At 63.4% G+C, this 13,551-nt stretch carries 11 protein-coding genes; 9 read left to right on the top strand and 2 right to left on the bottom strand.

The features are described from left to right. The first annotated feature begins 149 nt into the window (after positions 1 to 149). The 7 genes from purC (at position 150) to KYE46_RS11475 (ending at position 9,602) form a co-directional block, all read left to right on the top strand. Positions 150 to 911, top strand: coding sequence for a phosphoribosylaminoimidazolesuccinocarboxamide synthase (gene purC, locus KYE46_RS11505; RefSeq protein WP_219000757.1), 762 nt, complete (start codon positions 150 to 152; stop codon positions 909 to 911). A gap of 62 nt (positions 912 to 973) precedes the next feature. After that, on the top strand, positions 974 to 1,222 hold the full coding sequence (gene purS, locus KYE46_RS11500) for a phosphoribosylformylglycinamidine synthase subunit PurS (RefSeq protein ID WP_219000756.1): 249 nt from the start codon (positions 974 to 976) through the stop codon (positions 1,220 to 1,222). Then, entirely contained in the window at positions 1,219 to 1,887 is a 669-nt protein-coding gene (gene purQ / locus KYE46_RS11495; protein WP_219000755.1) for a phosphoribosylformylglycinamidine synthase subunit PurQ, read from the top strand. The genes purS and purQ overlap by 4 nt, the downstream gene beginning before the upstream one ends. Before the next feature lie 94 nt (positions 1,888 to 1,981). Then, a complete protein-coding gene (locus KYE46_RS11490) occupies positions 1,982 to 3,751 on the top strand; it encodes a sensor histidine kinase (protein WP_219000754.1) in 1,770 nt (589 codons plus the stop codon). A 288-nt stretch (positions 3,752 to 4,039) separates the two neighbouring features. Then, positions 4,040 to 5,356, top strand: coding sequence for a sigma-54-dependent transcriptional regulator (locus KYE46_RS11485; RefSeq protein WP_219000753.1), 1,317 nt, complete (start codon positions 4,040 to 4,042; stop codon positions 5,354 to 5,356). Positions 5,357 to 5,384: 28 nt separating this feature from the next. After that, positions 5,385 to 6,335: a capsular polysaccharide synthesis protein gene (locus KYE46_RS17600; RefSeq protein WP_428845059.1), complete on the top strand. Its 951-nt coding sequence runs from the start codon at positions 5,385 to 5,387 to the stop codon at positions 6,333 to 6,335. 489 nt (positions 6,336 to 6,824) lie between these two features. Next, positions 6,825 to 9,602, top strand: a complete 2,778-nt coding sequence (locus tag KYE46_RS11475; protein WP_219000751.1) for an Rne/Rng family ribonuclease — start codon at positions 6,825 to 6,827, stop codon at positions 9,600 to 9,602. Positions 9,603 to 9,673: 71 nt separating this feature from the next. Here the strand turns inward: KYE46_RS11475 and KYE46_RS11470 are convergent, their stop codons facing one another. Next, on the bottom strand, positions 9,674 to 10,426 hold the full coding sequence (locus tag KYE46_RS11470) for a DsbA family protein (RefSeq protein WP_219000750.1): 753 nt from the start codon (positions 10,424 to 10,426) through the stop codon (positions 9,674 to 9,676). A 113-nt stretch (positions 10,427 to 10,539) separates the two neighbouring features. Here KYE46_RS11470 and KYE46_RS11465 point away from each other — a divergent pair, with 113 nt between their 5' ends. Together KYE46_RS11465 and KYE46_RS11460 are read left to right on the top strand one after the other, a co-directional pair. Next, positions 10,540 to 11,685 carry a pyridoxal phosphate-dependent aminotransferase gene (locus tag KYE46_RS11465; RefSeq protein WP_219000749.1) on the top strand — a complete coding sequence of 382 codons (1,146 nt, stop codon included), beginning with the start codon at positions 10,540 to 10,542 and terminating at the stop codon, positions 11,683 to 11,685. Positions 11,686 to 11,739: 54 nt separating this feature from the next. Next, a complete protein-coding gene (locus tag KYE46_RS11460; protein ID WP_219000748.1) occupies positions 11,740 to 12,945 on the top strand; it encodes an N-acetylmuramoyl-L-alanine amidase in 1,206 nt (401 codons plus the stop codon). Here the strand turns inward: KYE46_RS11460 and KYE46_RS11455 are convergent. Then, positions 12,932 to 13,516: a class I SAM-dependent DNA methyltransferase gene (locus KYE46_RS11455; RefSeq protein ID WP_346345204.1), complete on the bottom strand. Its 585-nt coding sequence runs from the start codon at positions 13,514 to 13,516 to the stop codon at positions 12,932 to 12,934. The genes KYE46_RS11460 and KYE46_RS11455 overlap by 14 nt on opposite strands. Between the last annotated feature and the right edge of the window lie 35 nt (positions 13,517 to 13,551).

Genomic DNA, 13,551 nt, shown 5'->3' with positions numbered 1-13,551 from the left:
GTGGTGGTTGGTCCGACCTTAGCGCCCTGTGCGTTCCCGCCGCAAGCCGAAGCCTCCGGCCACGCTTGCGACACAACGCGCGATGACCTATAGCCACAGCCAATTGGTGGCCGCTGCCCTTGAGCCGCCCAACACTCGGGATAATGCGCATGGCACGCCGTAAGCTGGTCTATGAAGGCAAAGCAAAAACCCTTTACGAGGGGCCTGAGCCCGGCACCCTGGTGCAGTATTTCAAGGACGACGCCACCGCCGGCAATGGCGAGAAGCGCGACGTCATCGACGGCAAGGGCGTGTTGAACAATCGCCTGTCCGAGTTCTTCATGACCGGGCTTGGCAACATCGGCGTGCCGACCCATTTCATCAAACGCCTCAACATGCGCGAACAATTGATCCGCGCGGTCGAGATCATTCCGCTGGAAGTCGTTGTTCGCAACGTCGCTGCCGGCTCGATCTGCAACCGTCTGGGGATCGAAGAGGGCACGGCAATGCCGCGTCCGATCGTCGAGTTCTACTTCAAGAACGATGATCTCAACGACCCGATCGTGAGCGAAGAACACATCATCGCCTTCGGGTGGGCCGCGCAGCAGGATCTGGACGACATGGTCAGCCTTGCCCTGCGGGTGAACGATTTCCTGAGCGGTCTGATGTTGGGGGTCGGCATCAAGCTGGTCGACTTCAAGATCGAGATCGGCCGGATCTGGGATGGCGATTTCATGCGGTTGATCGTGGCCGACGAGATCAGCCCCGATTCGTGCCGGCTGTGGGATATCGAGACGGGCCGAAAGCTCGACAAGGACGTCTTCCGGCGTGACCTGGGCGATCTGGCAGATGCCTATACGGAAGTAGCGCGGCGCCTTGGCATCATGCCGCAAGGGCCTGCGGGCACGACGAAGCCCACGTTGATCAACTGACCTCTGCTCTCTTGGGCGGCTGTCGGATTACGTATTTATGAAAAGGTGAAGGAGCGGGTGCCATGAAAGCCGTTGTTACCGTGATGTTGAAACAGGGCGTGTTGGACCCGCAGGGCGCGGCGGTGCAATCTGCACTTGGCTCGATGGGGTTCGACGGGGTCAGCGGTGTGCGCCAGGGCAAGGTGATCGAGCTGGAATTGGCCGATGGCACCTCTGAGGCGCAGGTAAACGAGATGTGCGAAAAGCTGCTCGCCAATACCGTGATCGAGAGCTACCGCGTCGAGATGTCCGCGGTGGGAGAGAGCGCGTGAAAGCCGCGGTTCTTGTTTTCCCGGGCTCCAACTGCGACCGCGATCTTGCCGTGGGCTTCCGCCAGGCGGGGTTTGAGGTCGAGATGGTCTGGCACAAGGAAACCGCGCTGCCGGCAGGGATCGACGTGGTGGGCGTGCCCGGAGGGTTCTCTTACGGTGATTACCTGCGCTGCGGCGCCATCGCCGCGCAATCGCCGATCATGGCGGCGGTCATGGCATTCGCGGGCAAGGGCGGGCATGTTCTTGGCGTCTGCAACGGTTTTCAGGTTCTTTGTGAGACACGGATTCTGCCCGGCGTCCTGATGCGCAACAGCGGGATCAAGTTCGTCTGCCGTCCGGAGCAACTGGTGGTCGCGACGGCGTCGAGCCCGTTCACGGAGGCCTATGGTGCGGGGGATGAGATCACTGTGCCGGTGGCCCATCACGACGGAAACTACCAGATCGATGATGCGGGACTTGATGCCCTGCGCAGCGAAGATCGCATTGCCTTTACCTATGGCGACAATCCCAACGGCTCGCGCGCGGATATTGCCGGTGTGCTCAGTGCCAACCGCCGCGTTCTCGGCATGATGCCTCACCCCGAGCGCGCCGTCGATGCGGCCCATGGGGGCACCGATGGCGCGGCGCTCTTTTCATCGCTGGCGGGTGCGCTGGTCGCGGCCTGACCTGCGCGGGCACAGGGAGCGCTTGGGGGCGGGCAACCGCCGGTGTTCGGCGGCAGCCCTTGAGACGGCTTCTGGCGCGGCATAGTCTGGCGCCATGAGTCTCGCAGACCGCCCCGCACCGCCGTCCCGGCGCCGGCCGCGCCGCCCTTGGGTGTTGCGCGCCATGATGGCGTTGTTCCTGGGCGGGGCCATCGCGGTGATATGGATCTCGAACATCTGGCTTACGGAGCGGTTTACCGAAACCACCCGCAACCGCGCAGAAGTCCGGCTGGCGATCTATTCCGGCTCGGTCCTGTCCGAGATCCGTCGCCACCAGGTTGTGCCGCTGCTGCTGAGCCGTGACCCGTCGCTGATCCGCTCGCTCGAAGCGAATGATTACACCCAGACCTCGCAATACCTGATCTCCTACGTCGAGGATATCGGCGCGGCCTCGATCCTGCTTCTGGACCGCGAGGGACGGGTGGTGGCCGCAACGGATCGCGCGCGCATCGCCGAGCGGCGCAACGAGGATCCGTTCTTCGTCGAAGCCACACGCTCTTCTAACACCGTCTTCACCTCCAACGAGCCTGAGACCGGGCGCTTCGATTTCACCTTCTCGCGGCAGATCGAGAACGGCGATGGCCTGCTTGGGGTGATCCTTGTGGAGATCGACCTTGCCCGGCTTGTCGACCGCTGGCGCGGGGCCTCCGAGGCGGTGTTCCTCGCCAATTCGCAGGGAGAGATCATCCTCTCGACCGAGTCGCGCTGGCGCGGGCGCACCGAAGCCGAAGCCATGGCGTTGCGCGCGCCGCCCTCAGCCATCCAGCGCGCGCTGGAGGGGGCGGGGGACTGGGCCTTCGGCGACCCGGCGCCGGATTTCTTCGGCTCGGCCACGATCAGGCTCGAGTCGCGCATTCCGTTCCGGGGCTGGCGGATCGTCAGCTACACCGCCTACACCAGCGTGCGCGAGCGGGTGAACGGGGTTCTGGCGCTCGAGATCATGGGATTCGCGCTGCTGCTCGCCGGGGCCTTCTACGTGCTCAGCCGCCGCGCGCGGCTGCAGACGGCGGTATTGGCGCGCGAGTCGGCGGAGTTGCGGCGGCTTAACGGGCGTCTGCAGCGCGAGATTGCCGAGCGTCAGAGGGTGCAGCGGACACTGGAGGAGGCGGAGCTGAGCCTGCAACAGAGCCAGAAGCTCGCCGCCCTTGGCGAGATGTCCGCCGCCGTGTCCCACGAGTTGAACCAGCCGCTGGCGGCGATGAAGACCTATCTGGCCGGCGCCCGGCTGTTGCTGCAACGCAGGCGCACGGAGGAGGCCGCCTCCAGCTTTCAGCGCATCGACGACCTGATCGAGCGCATGGGCGCGATTACCCGGCAGCTGAAATCCTATGCCCGCAAGGGCGGGGATGCGCTGGAGCCCGTCGACATGCGCGATGCCCTGAAGGGCGCGATCACGATGATGGAGCCGCAATTGCGCACCGATACGGTTCACATCACCCAGAACCTGCCGCCCAAGCCCGCGATGGTCATGGCGGACCGTTTGCGGTTGGAACAGGTGATCATCAACCTCCTGCGCAATGCGCTCGACGCCATGGGCGGGGCCGAGGAGAAGGAGATCGACCTGATCATTGTAGAGGGCGACGAAGTCGTGCTGACGGTGCGCGACAGCGGACCGGGCATTGATGATCTGGAAGCCCTGTTCGAGCCGTTCTACACGACGAAGAAGCCCGGAGAGGGAGTCGGTTTGGGGCTGGCGATTTCCTCAGGCATCGTGAAAGACCTCGGCGGCCGTCTCACGGCGCGCAATGGCGAGGGGTCCGGCGCGGTCTTCGAGATCCGTTTGCCAGCGCTCAACAGCGCCTCGGATCGCTCTGCGGCGGAATGACGGGTCTGACGCGTGCAAGGATGGAACAATGGTCATGTCACCGGTGTTTTATTGTCAGAGGGGTTCGTACGAGCCCAAATCCGTGCGCGCCGGGTTCACGCTCTCGGTGTGCGTATCAGAAAAAACCTGCCTGACGGTGCAAAGCACGATAGGGTATGAATAAATCGCCTTGCGGTGGCGCAAGTAACGGCGGGGGCCGCAAAGGCCCGCAAGAAGCCGGAATGGCGTCAGGGCATTAATACCGCCCGAAAGGCCGCGAGACGCGGTGGGGCATGGAAGGAAGTCTCTATGAAGATCGCGATTGTAGATGATGAGCAGGACATGCGGCAGTCGATCAGCCAGTGGCTGGCACTGTCGGGATTTGACACGGAGACCTATGCCAGCGCGGAAGAGGCGCTGAAGGCGATCGGCGCGGAATATCCGGGCGTGGTGGTCACCGACGTGAAGATGCCCGGCATGGACGGCATGGCCTTCCTCAAGCGCCTGATGGGCGTGGACAGTGGCATTCCGGTAATCCTCATCACGGGTCACGGCGATGTGCCGATGGCGGTGGAGGCAATGCGTATTGGCGCCTACGACTTCCTCGAGAAGCCCTTCAATCCGGACCGGATGACCGACCTTGCCAAGCGGGCAGGGCAGCAGCGGCGCCTGACGCTGGACAACCGTGCCCTGCGGCGTGAGCTCTCGGACGGCACAGTCCTGATGCGCAAGCTGATCGGTTCGTCGCCGGTGATGGAGCGTTTGCGGGAGGATATCCTCGATCTCGGGCAGGCTGACGGTCACGTGCTGATCACGGGCGAGACGGGGACCGGCAAGACGCTGGTGGCCCATGCGCTCCACGCGGTGGGTCCGCGTGCGGGCAAGCAATTTGTCGTGCTGTCCTGCGCCGCGCACGAGGAGGAGGAACTCTCCGCCAAGTTGTTCGGCCCGGTGGGCGAGGATCAGGACAAGCCGCTGGTCGAACAGGCCCGCGGCGGCACGCTGGTGCTGGAGGATGTCGAGGCGCTGAGCCAGGCCCTTCAGGCGCGGCTTTTGACCTTCATCAACGATCAGGGCACGCCGGCCGAGACGCGCATCGTCGCGATCTGCAACGCGCCCGAACCGGACCAGTGCGAGGGCGCGCTCCGGCCCGATCTGTTCTACCGCCTTGCGGCGATGCGGATCGACCTGCCGCCGTTGCGCCAGCGAGGTGAGGATATCCTGACGCTCTTCACGCGTTTCGGCGAGCAGTTCTCGGAGGAATACGGCACCGAGGCGCCACAGGTCACGGCTCAGGAAGCGGCGCAATTGTTGCAGGCACCGTGGCCCGGCAACGTGCGTCAGTTGATCAACATCGCCGAGCGGGCGATCCTCCAGCAACGCCGGGGCTCCGGCTCCATCGCCTCGCTTCTGATGTCCGACAACACCCAGATGGCGCCACAAGCGATGGGTGAGGGCAAGCCGCTGAAGGAATACGTGGAAGCCTTCGAGCGGATGCTGATCGACAACACGATGCGGCGGCATCGCGGCTCGATCGCCAGCGTCATGGAAGAGCTGTGCCTGCCGCGACGAACCTTGAACGAGAAGATGGCCAAATATGGCTTGAGCCGTTCGGATTACCTTTAAGAATTCTAGATATCTGAGCGTCGATTTCGTGGTTCAGGGTAAGCTCCCACGCACTCCTGCGTATACATTTTTACAAAAGAACCACTCACTCCTTGACGTAAAGAAAGTGCAAGAAATGTCGATAAAGCGATTGTCGTTTTTTTGGGCGCAAGGCGAGTCGAGCGCTCCAGACGTTGTGAAGCGTTGCTGGGAAGCTTGGGGGAAGATGAATCCTGAGGTTCAGATAGTCATTTCGGACCTCGAGATGGCCTACGCACAGTTCGAGCGTTTGAAGTTGGGCTCTGTGCCAACGACTCATCAAGCGATTTCCGACATTTTCCGTGTTCAAGATATGTATGAGCATGGAGGAGTATATATTGACTGCGGGGTCGTCCCAATCAGCCCGTTACGTGACTGGAGTACAAAATTTTCTAGGTCTGGGTTCTTCGCGTTCCACAATCCTCACAGGCATAGGAGTATCGAAAGCTGGTTTCTTTATTCAGAGCGAGGCAATTTGATCTCGAAGAAGTGGCTTGAGTATATTCAGAGCTACTGGTCAATGCCTCGTCGCCCGCATCGATATCGGCATGAACTAGAAACAGGTCTAAAAGGGTGCTTTGCTAGAGCGCGGGCTGAGCTTGCGCGCCGATCTTATTTAGGTAAGCAAGGCCGTAGAATGCGGATATTTGAATCACCCGGGGTATCAAGGTTGGTAAATCCGGAGTTCGGTGGCCAGTTCGCTGTCTACCCCTATTTTTGGACACATGCACTGTTTGAGCTACTTCTCGAAGAAGATCCCGAAGTACGATTAGCTTGGGGTAAGACACCGAAGATTACTGGCTACAAAGAAGTAATGGTGCGCCACTGGCGAACCCGATACGACAGCATGAGTTCAGATGACTTCGCGACCATCGTTGAAGACTCGAATATGCAGAAGCTTATGCTCAACCACCTACCTCCAGCCCACCTGCTTGATACGATCTTACCACCTCTTCGATGACTTTGGGTCGGCTGTGCAGATAGGGTGTATGTCCCGACCGTCGTTTTCTGATGCGGCCGATCCGTTTCCCCATTGTCTTTTCACCGGTCGCCCCCTTAATGTGGCAGGACTGGCCGCAGGGTCAGACAACAGGTTCTCTGCCTCCTTGTAGTTCGTGCCGCGCGATGACGCCGCACCGGCAAGGGGCGCAGGTCACTTGGCCCAAGATCGCTTTCACGCACTTAGGGCCGTATTTAACCGCCGGCTCCATGACAAAAGGGCCGGCATGATTGGATGGCAGACCACATCGCGGTTTGACCACTCGGAGACGGCAGCGATGTATGGCCTCGGCGCAGATTTGGACGACGGAAAGCGGCTCATGGCCGCTTGTGGTCGTTCTGCTCGTGCCGCCAGATCCATCGCTCTAACAGCACAACGTGACACTTCATTTGCGACTTGCCAGGGCTATGCCCCGTGCAGGCGCGCGGGGCTGTCACGAGCAAGGATATCATGGCAAAAACAATGCTCATCGATGCCACCCACGCGGAAGAAACCCGCGTCGTGGTGGCGGATGGAACCAAGGTCGATGAATTCGACTTTGAATCACTAAACAAGCGGCAGCTCGCAGGTAACATCTATTTGGCAAAAGTAACGCGGGTCGAACCCTCGTTGCAGGCTGCGTTCATCGACTACGGTGGAAACCGGCACGGCTTCCTCGCGTTCTCGGAAATTCACCCCGATTACTACCAGATCCCGGTCGCGGATCGCGAAGCATTGCTCGCGGAAGAGCGTGCCTACGCGGAGCAACAGGCGAAAGAGGAGGAGGAGGAATCCTCTAAGCCCAAGCGTCGCCGTCGCCGCCGGCGCGGGTCCGAGACGAAGGCCGAAGACACCGGCAACGACGCCGTTGCAACGGGCGCGCCTTCGGGCATGGATGTTGTCGAACTCGACGGGGAAGCCGCTGAAGACGCGGCGAAGCTGGCCGAGGCCGTGGGCGGGGATATCGCCGGCGTTCAAGGTGCAGACGCGGGCGAGCCTGTCACGGAAACTGCCGAGGCCGAGGCTGACAGCAATGCCGCATCGGAGGATGCTTCTACGTCTGACGATTCGTCTGACGCGGATGACGAAACCGATGCGGACGCGGACGACAATGGCTCCGATGACAGCGACGACACTGACGACGACAGCTCGGACGACGACAGCGAAACCGTTGCCGACGACGATGATGTCGAGGAAATTCGCCCGGTCCGCAAACCGCGGCCGAAGAAGTACAAGATCCAGGAAGTCATCAAGGTCCGCCAGATCATGCTGGTGCAGGTGGTCAAGGAAGAGCGCGGCAACAAGGGCGCGGCTCTCACGACCTATCTCTCGCTGGCCGGTCGCTACTGCGTCCTGATGCCCAACACCGCGCGTGGGGGCGGGATCTCTCGCAAGATCACCAATGCCGCCGACCGCAAGAAGCTCAAAGACATCGCCACCGCGCTGGACGTGCCGCAGGGCGCGGGCCTGATCGTGCGCACGGCGGGCAGCCAGCGCACCAAGACCGAGATCAAGCGCGACTACGAATACCTGCAGCGCCAGTGGGAGCAGATCCGCGAGCTGACGCTGAAATCCATCGCGCCGGCGCCGATCTATCAGGAAGGCGACCTGATCCACCGCACCATTCGCGACCTCTACAACCGCGATATCGACGAGGTGATCGTCGACGGCGAGGCGGGCTACAAGCACGCCAAGAACTTCATGAAAATGATCATGCCGTCCCACGCCAAGAAGGTGAAACAGCACACGGGCGGTGTGCCTCTCTTCGCCAAGTACAAGGTCGAAGGCTACCTGTCGGACATGTTCAACCCGACGGTGCAGCTGAAATCCGGCGGCTACATCGTGATCAACATCACCGAGGCGCTTGTCGCCATCGACGTGAACTCGGGCCGCTCCACCAAGGAAGGCTCGATCGAGGATACCGCGACCAAGACCAACCTGGAGGCCGCCGAAGAGGTTGCCCGTCAGGTGCGTCTGCGTGACCTCGCCGGTTTGATCGTCATCGACTTCATCGATATGGACGAACGGCGCAACAACAACGCCGTCGAGAAGCGCATCAAGGAGAAGCTGAAGTCCGACCGCGCCCGCATCCAGGTGGGCCGGATCAGCTCCTTCGGCCTCATGGAAATGTCGCGCCAGCGTCTGCGCCCCGGCATGTTGGAGGCCACGACGCAGGCGTGCCACCATTGCCACGGCACCGGTCTCGTGCGCTCGGACGACAGCCTCGCGCTCTCGATCCTGCGTCTGTTGGAAGAGGAAAGCACCCGAGGTCGCTCGCGTGAGGTTCTGCTGACCGCGCCCGTGGGCATCGTGAACTTCCTGATCAACTTCAAGCGCGACTATCTCGATAGCATCGAAGCCCGCTCGGGCATGGCGATCCGGATCGAGGCGGACGCCTCGCTGGTCGTGCCGGACTTCAAGATCGAGAAGTTCAAGACTGCCACCCGCAAGATCACTGCCGTGGCGCCTGTCGTCTCGATGGATGCGGGCTTGATGGACGACATCGACGAGGATGTGCCGGAAGAGGCGGATCAGGTCGAGGACGCCGTCGAAGTCACCGAGGATGAACAGCCCAAGAAGAAACGCCGCCGCCGTCGCGGGGGCCGGGGCCGTCGTCGCAATTCCGATGAGAATGGCGAGAACAACGGCGAGAACGGTGAGAACAACGGCGATAACGGCAATGGTGACAACACCGCCGAGCAGAAGGCCGCTGACGCGGAGGCTAAATCCTCCGATGAGGCAGCATCCGACACCAACGCCGAAGCCTCCTCCGACGATGAGGAACAGCCCAAGAAGCGCCGCCGTTCGCGGCGGGGTGGTCGTGGCCGTAAGTCCGCCGAGAACGGCGATACGGATAACGGTGTGAATGGCGAGGCCTCTGGCGGTGACGCAGACAAGCCGGCCGAGACAGCTGCCGAGGCCCCCACGGACGCGGCGGCATCCGATGCCCCGAGCGATGCGGTTGAGGCCGCGGCCCCGGTGACGGAGCCCCTGCCGGACCCATCCGCTGACACGCCGGCGGTTCAGCCGATCGACGAGTCCGAGCCGCAGCCGATGGCGCCGGCCGCCGCGGCTCCGGCCGAGCCCGAGCCTGAGCCTGAGCCTGAGGTTGCCGCAGAGCCCGAGATGGCCGAAGCGGTCGCCGAAGCGGAAGCTCCGACCCCGGAAGCTGCGCCAGAGCCTGCGGCCGAGCAGTCGCAAGACGCGCCGGCCAAGCCGAAGCGCCGCGGTTGGTGGTCGCGCGGGTAACGCGCCAGACCTTGCATGAATGAAAAAGGGCGCCTCTCGGGGCGCCCTTTGTCGTTCCATGGCAGCGAAGTTCAGCCGGCGGTGTCGCGAATAATGTCCACGATGTCCTGCATGTTGGCGAGCGGGACATAGCCTTGCACAAGCTGGTCGCCAAAGACGAAGGAAGGCGTTCCGGTGATCCCCATCCGCTGCCCGAGGGCGCGGTTGGAATCGATGGTGCTTTGCACGATCGGGTTATCGATTTCCGCGAAGATCGCCTCGCTGTCGAGGTCCAGATCGCTCGCCAGGCGCGCCAGCGCCAGCTCCGTCACGTCCGAGCGCATCGCCATCAGCGCGTCGCTCACCTGCTCGTAGGCCTCGCCGCCGAGCGCAAGACGCGTGGCAATGGCGAAGCGGGACGCCAGAACCGATTGCTCACCGAGGATCGGGAACTCCTTGGTGATGAAGCGGATGTTGCCATCGGTATCGACCAGCTCGTTCACCTCGGGATGCGCGCGGCGGCAATAGCTGCACCGGTAATCGACGAACTCCACGATCACCACGTCACCATCGGGGTTGCCCCCCACGTGATCGAAGGCGGAGTTGAAGATCGCGGTTTCGTTCTCGGCCACGGCCACTTCCTGCGCGGCGGCTTCCTCGGCAGCCTGACGCTGCTCCAGAACGGCGATGGCCTCCATCAGGACCTCGGGGCTCTCCAACAGGTACTGGCGCACCTCCTCCCGGAAGGTCTGGCGCTCGGCCTCGGTCATGTCGCCAATATCGGTGGCGGCAACCGGGCTGGCCAGAAGGGCCAGGGTGGCCGCGCTCATCATCAGTCGTTTCATCATGCTCTCCGCTCGAAATGCTTTGGCCTCCGTCTATCACATCACGCCGGGGCCGCCATTGACGAATGCATCCGTGGGTGGTCTCACACCATTGTGACAACTCAGGAGGCCCGATGCGCCAGTCGACCCGATCCGAAGTAGACCCGTTCATCGTGATGGACGTCATGGAGCAGGCCCGCGCGGCGGAAGAGGCGGGGCGCCATATCATCCACATGGAGGTCGGCCAGCCCGGCACCGGCGCGCCCAAAGCCGCGCGGGACCGGCTCGCAGCAGAGATGGCGGCGGGCCCTCTGGGATACACCGTGGCCTTGGGCCGGCCGGACCTGCGCGCAGGCATCGCGGCCCTCTATGACGAATGGTACGGCATCGATCTGGACCCGGCGCGGGTGGTCCTGACCGCCGGCGCGTCGGGAGCCTTCATCCTAGCCTTCACCTCGCTGTTCGATGCGCGCGCGCGCGTTGCCTTGGGGGAGCCGTGCTACCCTTCCTATCGGCAAATCCTCTCGGCCCTGTCGCTGGAGCCGGTCGGGTTGCAGACCCACGCCGAGACGCGGTTCCAGCCGACGCCGGATCATCTGGACGACAGCCTCGACGGTCTGGTGGTGGCAAGTCCGGCCAACCCGACGGGGACGATGCTCTTCAAGCCGGAGTTAACGGCGTTAACCGAGGCCTGCGCCGACCGGGACATCTCGCTGATCTCGGACGAGATCTATCACGGCTTGCAATACGACGCCCGCGCGGTCAGCGCGCTGGAGGTCACCGACGACGTCTATGTCATCAACTCCTTCTCGAAATATTTCTCGATGACCGGCTGGCGGCTTGGCTGGATGGTGGTCCCGCCCGATCACATCCGCACCGTGGAGCGTCTGGCGCAGAACATGTTCATCTGTCCCTCTCACGCCGCGCAGGTTGTGGCCTTGGGCGCCCTATCCCCCGAGGGCCGGGCCGAGTTGGACCAGCACCGCGACACCTACGCCCGCAACCGCGTGATCCTGCAAGACGGGCTGCAAGCGGCAGGCCTGAGCAACACCGCACCGGCGGACGGCGCCTTCTACGTCTATGCCGATGTCAGCCACCTCACGGATGACACGCTCGCTTTTGCCGCGCGCATTCTGGACGAGGCCGGTGTCTCGGTGACGCCGGGACTGGACTTCGACAAGGCGCGCGGGGCAGGGACGTTGCGCTTCAGCTATGCCCGCGCCACCGATGATATCGAGGAAGGTGTCGCGCGCCTCACGCGGTTCTTCGACAGCCTCTAGGAGCGCGCGGGAAGGTCGGCTAACCTGCGGCAAAACACACGAAGGATCCAACCCGTGGTTCGAGCATTCCTGATCGCTGTCCTCCTCTGCCTCGCCGCGCCCCTTGGCGCACAAACCCTTGGCGCTTCGGCCCGGGCGCTGCCCGATGCCTCCTCTCTGGAGGGCGGGCGGCGCGGCACGGAACTGCGCCTTTCGCTCAGCCAGGCGGTGCCGTTCCGGGTCTTCACGCTGGACGATCCGATGCGCGTCGTCGTCGATTTCCGCACCGTGGATTTCAGCGCTCTGCCCGAGGGGTTCAACGCGGCGCAGCTGGTCGAAAGCGTCGCCATGGGCGGCGCGTCGAGCCCCGGATGGTCGCGCATGGTGCTGACGCTGAACGCGGCCCAGTCACTCGACGTCGCGGCGATGGAGACCGATGAAGAGACAGGCCAAGCCATTGTAACGATTTCGCTTTCTCCCACCGATCCGGAGGCCTTCGCGGAAGCGGCCGGGCCGCCGCCCGGCCTTGATGCGGTGCTTCTTCCCGTCGTCTCCCACGCGCCGCCGGCTGCTGATGAGACCTTCACGGTCATGCTTGATCCCGGCCACGGTGGCGTCGATCCCGGTGCGCTGCGTGAGGGTTTGACCGAGGCCGATCTGATCCTCTCCTTCGCCCGCGAGTTGCGCGAGGTGATGCGTCGCACGGGCCGGATCGAGGTCGCGATGACCCGCGATGCGGATGTCTTCGTGCCGCTGCCCACGCGGGTGACGCTGGCGCGCGCCGCGGGCGCGGACCTTTTCATCTCGATCCATGCGGACGCCATCACCGTCGGACGCGCGCAGGGGGCGACTGTCTACACGCTGTCGGACGAGGCCACCGACGCCGCCACCGCCGCGCTGGCCGAACAACACGACCGGGCGGACTTGTTGCAGGGCGTGGACCTGACCGGCTCGGACGACGAGGTCGTGGGCGTGCTCCTGGACCTCGCTCGGATCGAGACCGCGCCCCGGTCGCAGGCTTTCGCCGATATCCTGGTGCAAGCCATTGATCGCGCGGGCATCGACCTCCACGCACAGCCGCGGAGCGAGGGCGGCTTCTCGGTCCTGAAGGCGGCCGACTTTCCCGCGGTTCTGCTGGAGATCGGTTTCCTCAGCGAAGGCGGAGACCTCGAAAACATCCAGGACCCGGCATGGCGTGCGCGGATGCAGGCGGCGATCACCGGCGCGGTGCTGGCATGGTCCGAGGCGGATGCAGCCGCCGGTGCGCTCAGGCGCCAGTGAAGCGCGCCAACCAGACGGAATGGCCTTTCAATTCGGCATCCTCAGGGCGAAACCAGACGACCTCGAAGCCATGGGCAGCCAGCAAGGCGCGGTATTCATCGGGCGCGAGGCTCGCATGGTAGACGGGGCTGTCACCAACCTGGCCGATGGCCTCTCCCTCAGCCGGGCCGGAGGTGAAGAGCAGCCGCGCCTCCGGCGCTGCGTGAGCCGCGAAGATTGGGAACATGGCGCGCTGATCGTCCATGGACAGGTGAAAAAAGCTGTTGAACGCCAAAAGGATGTCAAAGCGGCGGCGCAGGTCCAGCGCGCGCATGTCAGCCTCGATCCGCGTCACCTCGGGCACACGCGCGGCGCATTCCGCCAGCATCTCGGGCGCGCCATCGACGCCGCAAACCCTGTCGCCTCGGGCGATGAACCATTGGGCAATCGGTTGACCCGAACCGCAGCCCAGGTCCAACACCTCCAACGGGGCAGCACGGTCTGCCACACAGGCGGCCAATGCCGGGCGCTCCCATAGCGATCGGTTCCGCTCACGCGCCCATCGCGCGGCCTCGATCCGGTAGGTTGTCAATATATCTTCCGGCCCCATCTCTACTCCCAAGGCGC

The organism is Gymnodinialimonas ceratoperidinii (genome assembly GCF_019297855.1).
In the GTDB taxonomy this organism is placed as follows: domain Bacteria; phylum Pseudomonadota; class Alphaproteobacteria; order Rhodobacterales; family Rhodobacteraceae; genus Gymnodinialimonas; species Gymnodinialimonas ceratoperidinii.
Note: the sequence above shows the minus strand (reverse complement) of the source record. Positions and strands in the feature narration are given on the sequence as shown.

Coding starts and splice junctions, on each gene's coding strand:
- purC (WP_219000757.1), top strand. CDS start 150: ATGGCACGCCGTAAGCTGGTCTATGAAGGCAAAGCAAAAACCCTTTAC.
- purS (WP_219000756.1), top strand. CDS start 974: ATGAAAGCCGTTGTTACCGTGATGTTGAAACAGGGCGTGTTGGACCCG.
- KYE46_RS11490 (WP_219000754.1), top strand. CDS start 1,982: ATGAGTCTCGCAGACCGCCCCGCACCGCCGTCCCGGCGCCGGCCGCGC.
- KYE46_RS11485 (WP_219000753.1), top strand. CDS start 4,040: ATGAAGATCGCGATTGTAGATGATGAGCAGGACATGCGGCAGTCGATC.
- KYE46_RS11475 (WP_219000751.1), top strand. CDS start 6,825: ATGGCAAAAACAATGCTCATCGATGCCACCCACGCGGAAGAAACCCGC.
- KYE46_RS11470 (WP_219000750.1), bottom strand. CDS start 10,426: ATGAAACGACTGATGATGAGCGCGGCCACCCTGGCCCTTCTGGCCAGC.
- KYE46_RS11465 (WP_219000749.1), top strand. CDS start 10,540: ATGCGCCAGTCGACCCGATCCGAAGTAGACCCGTTCATCGTGATGGAC.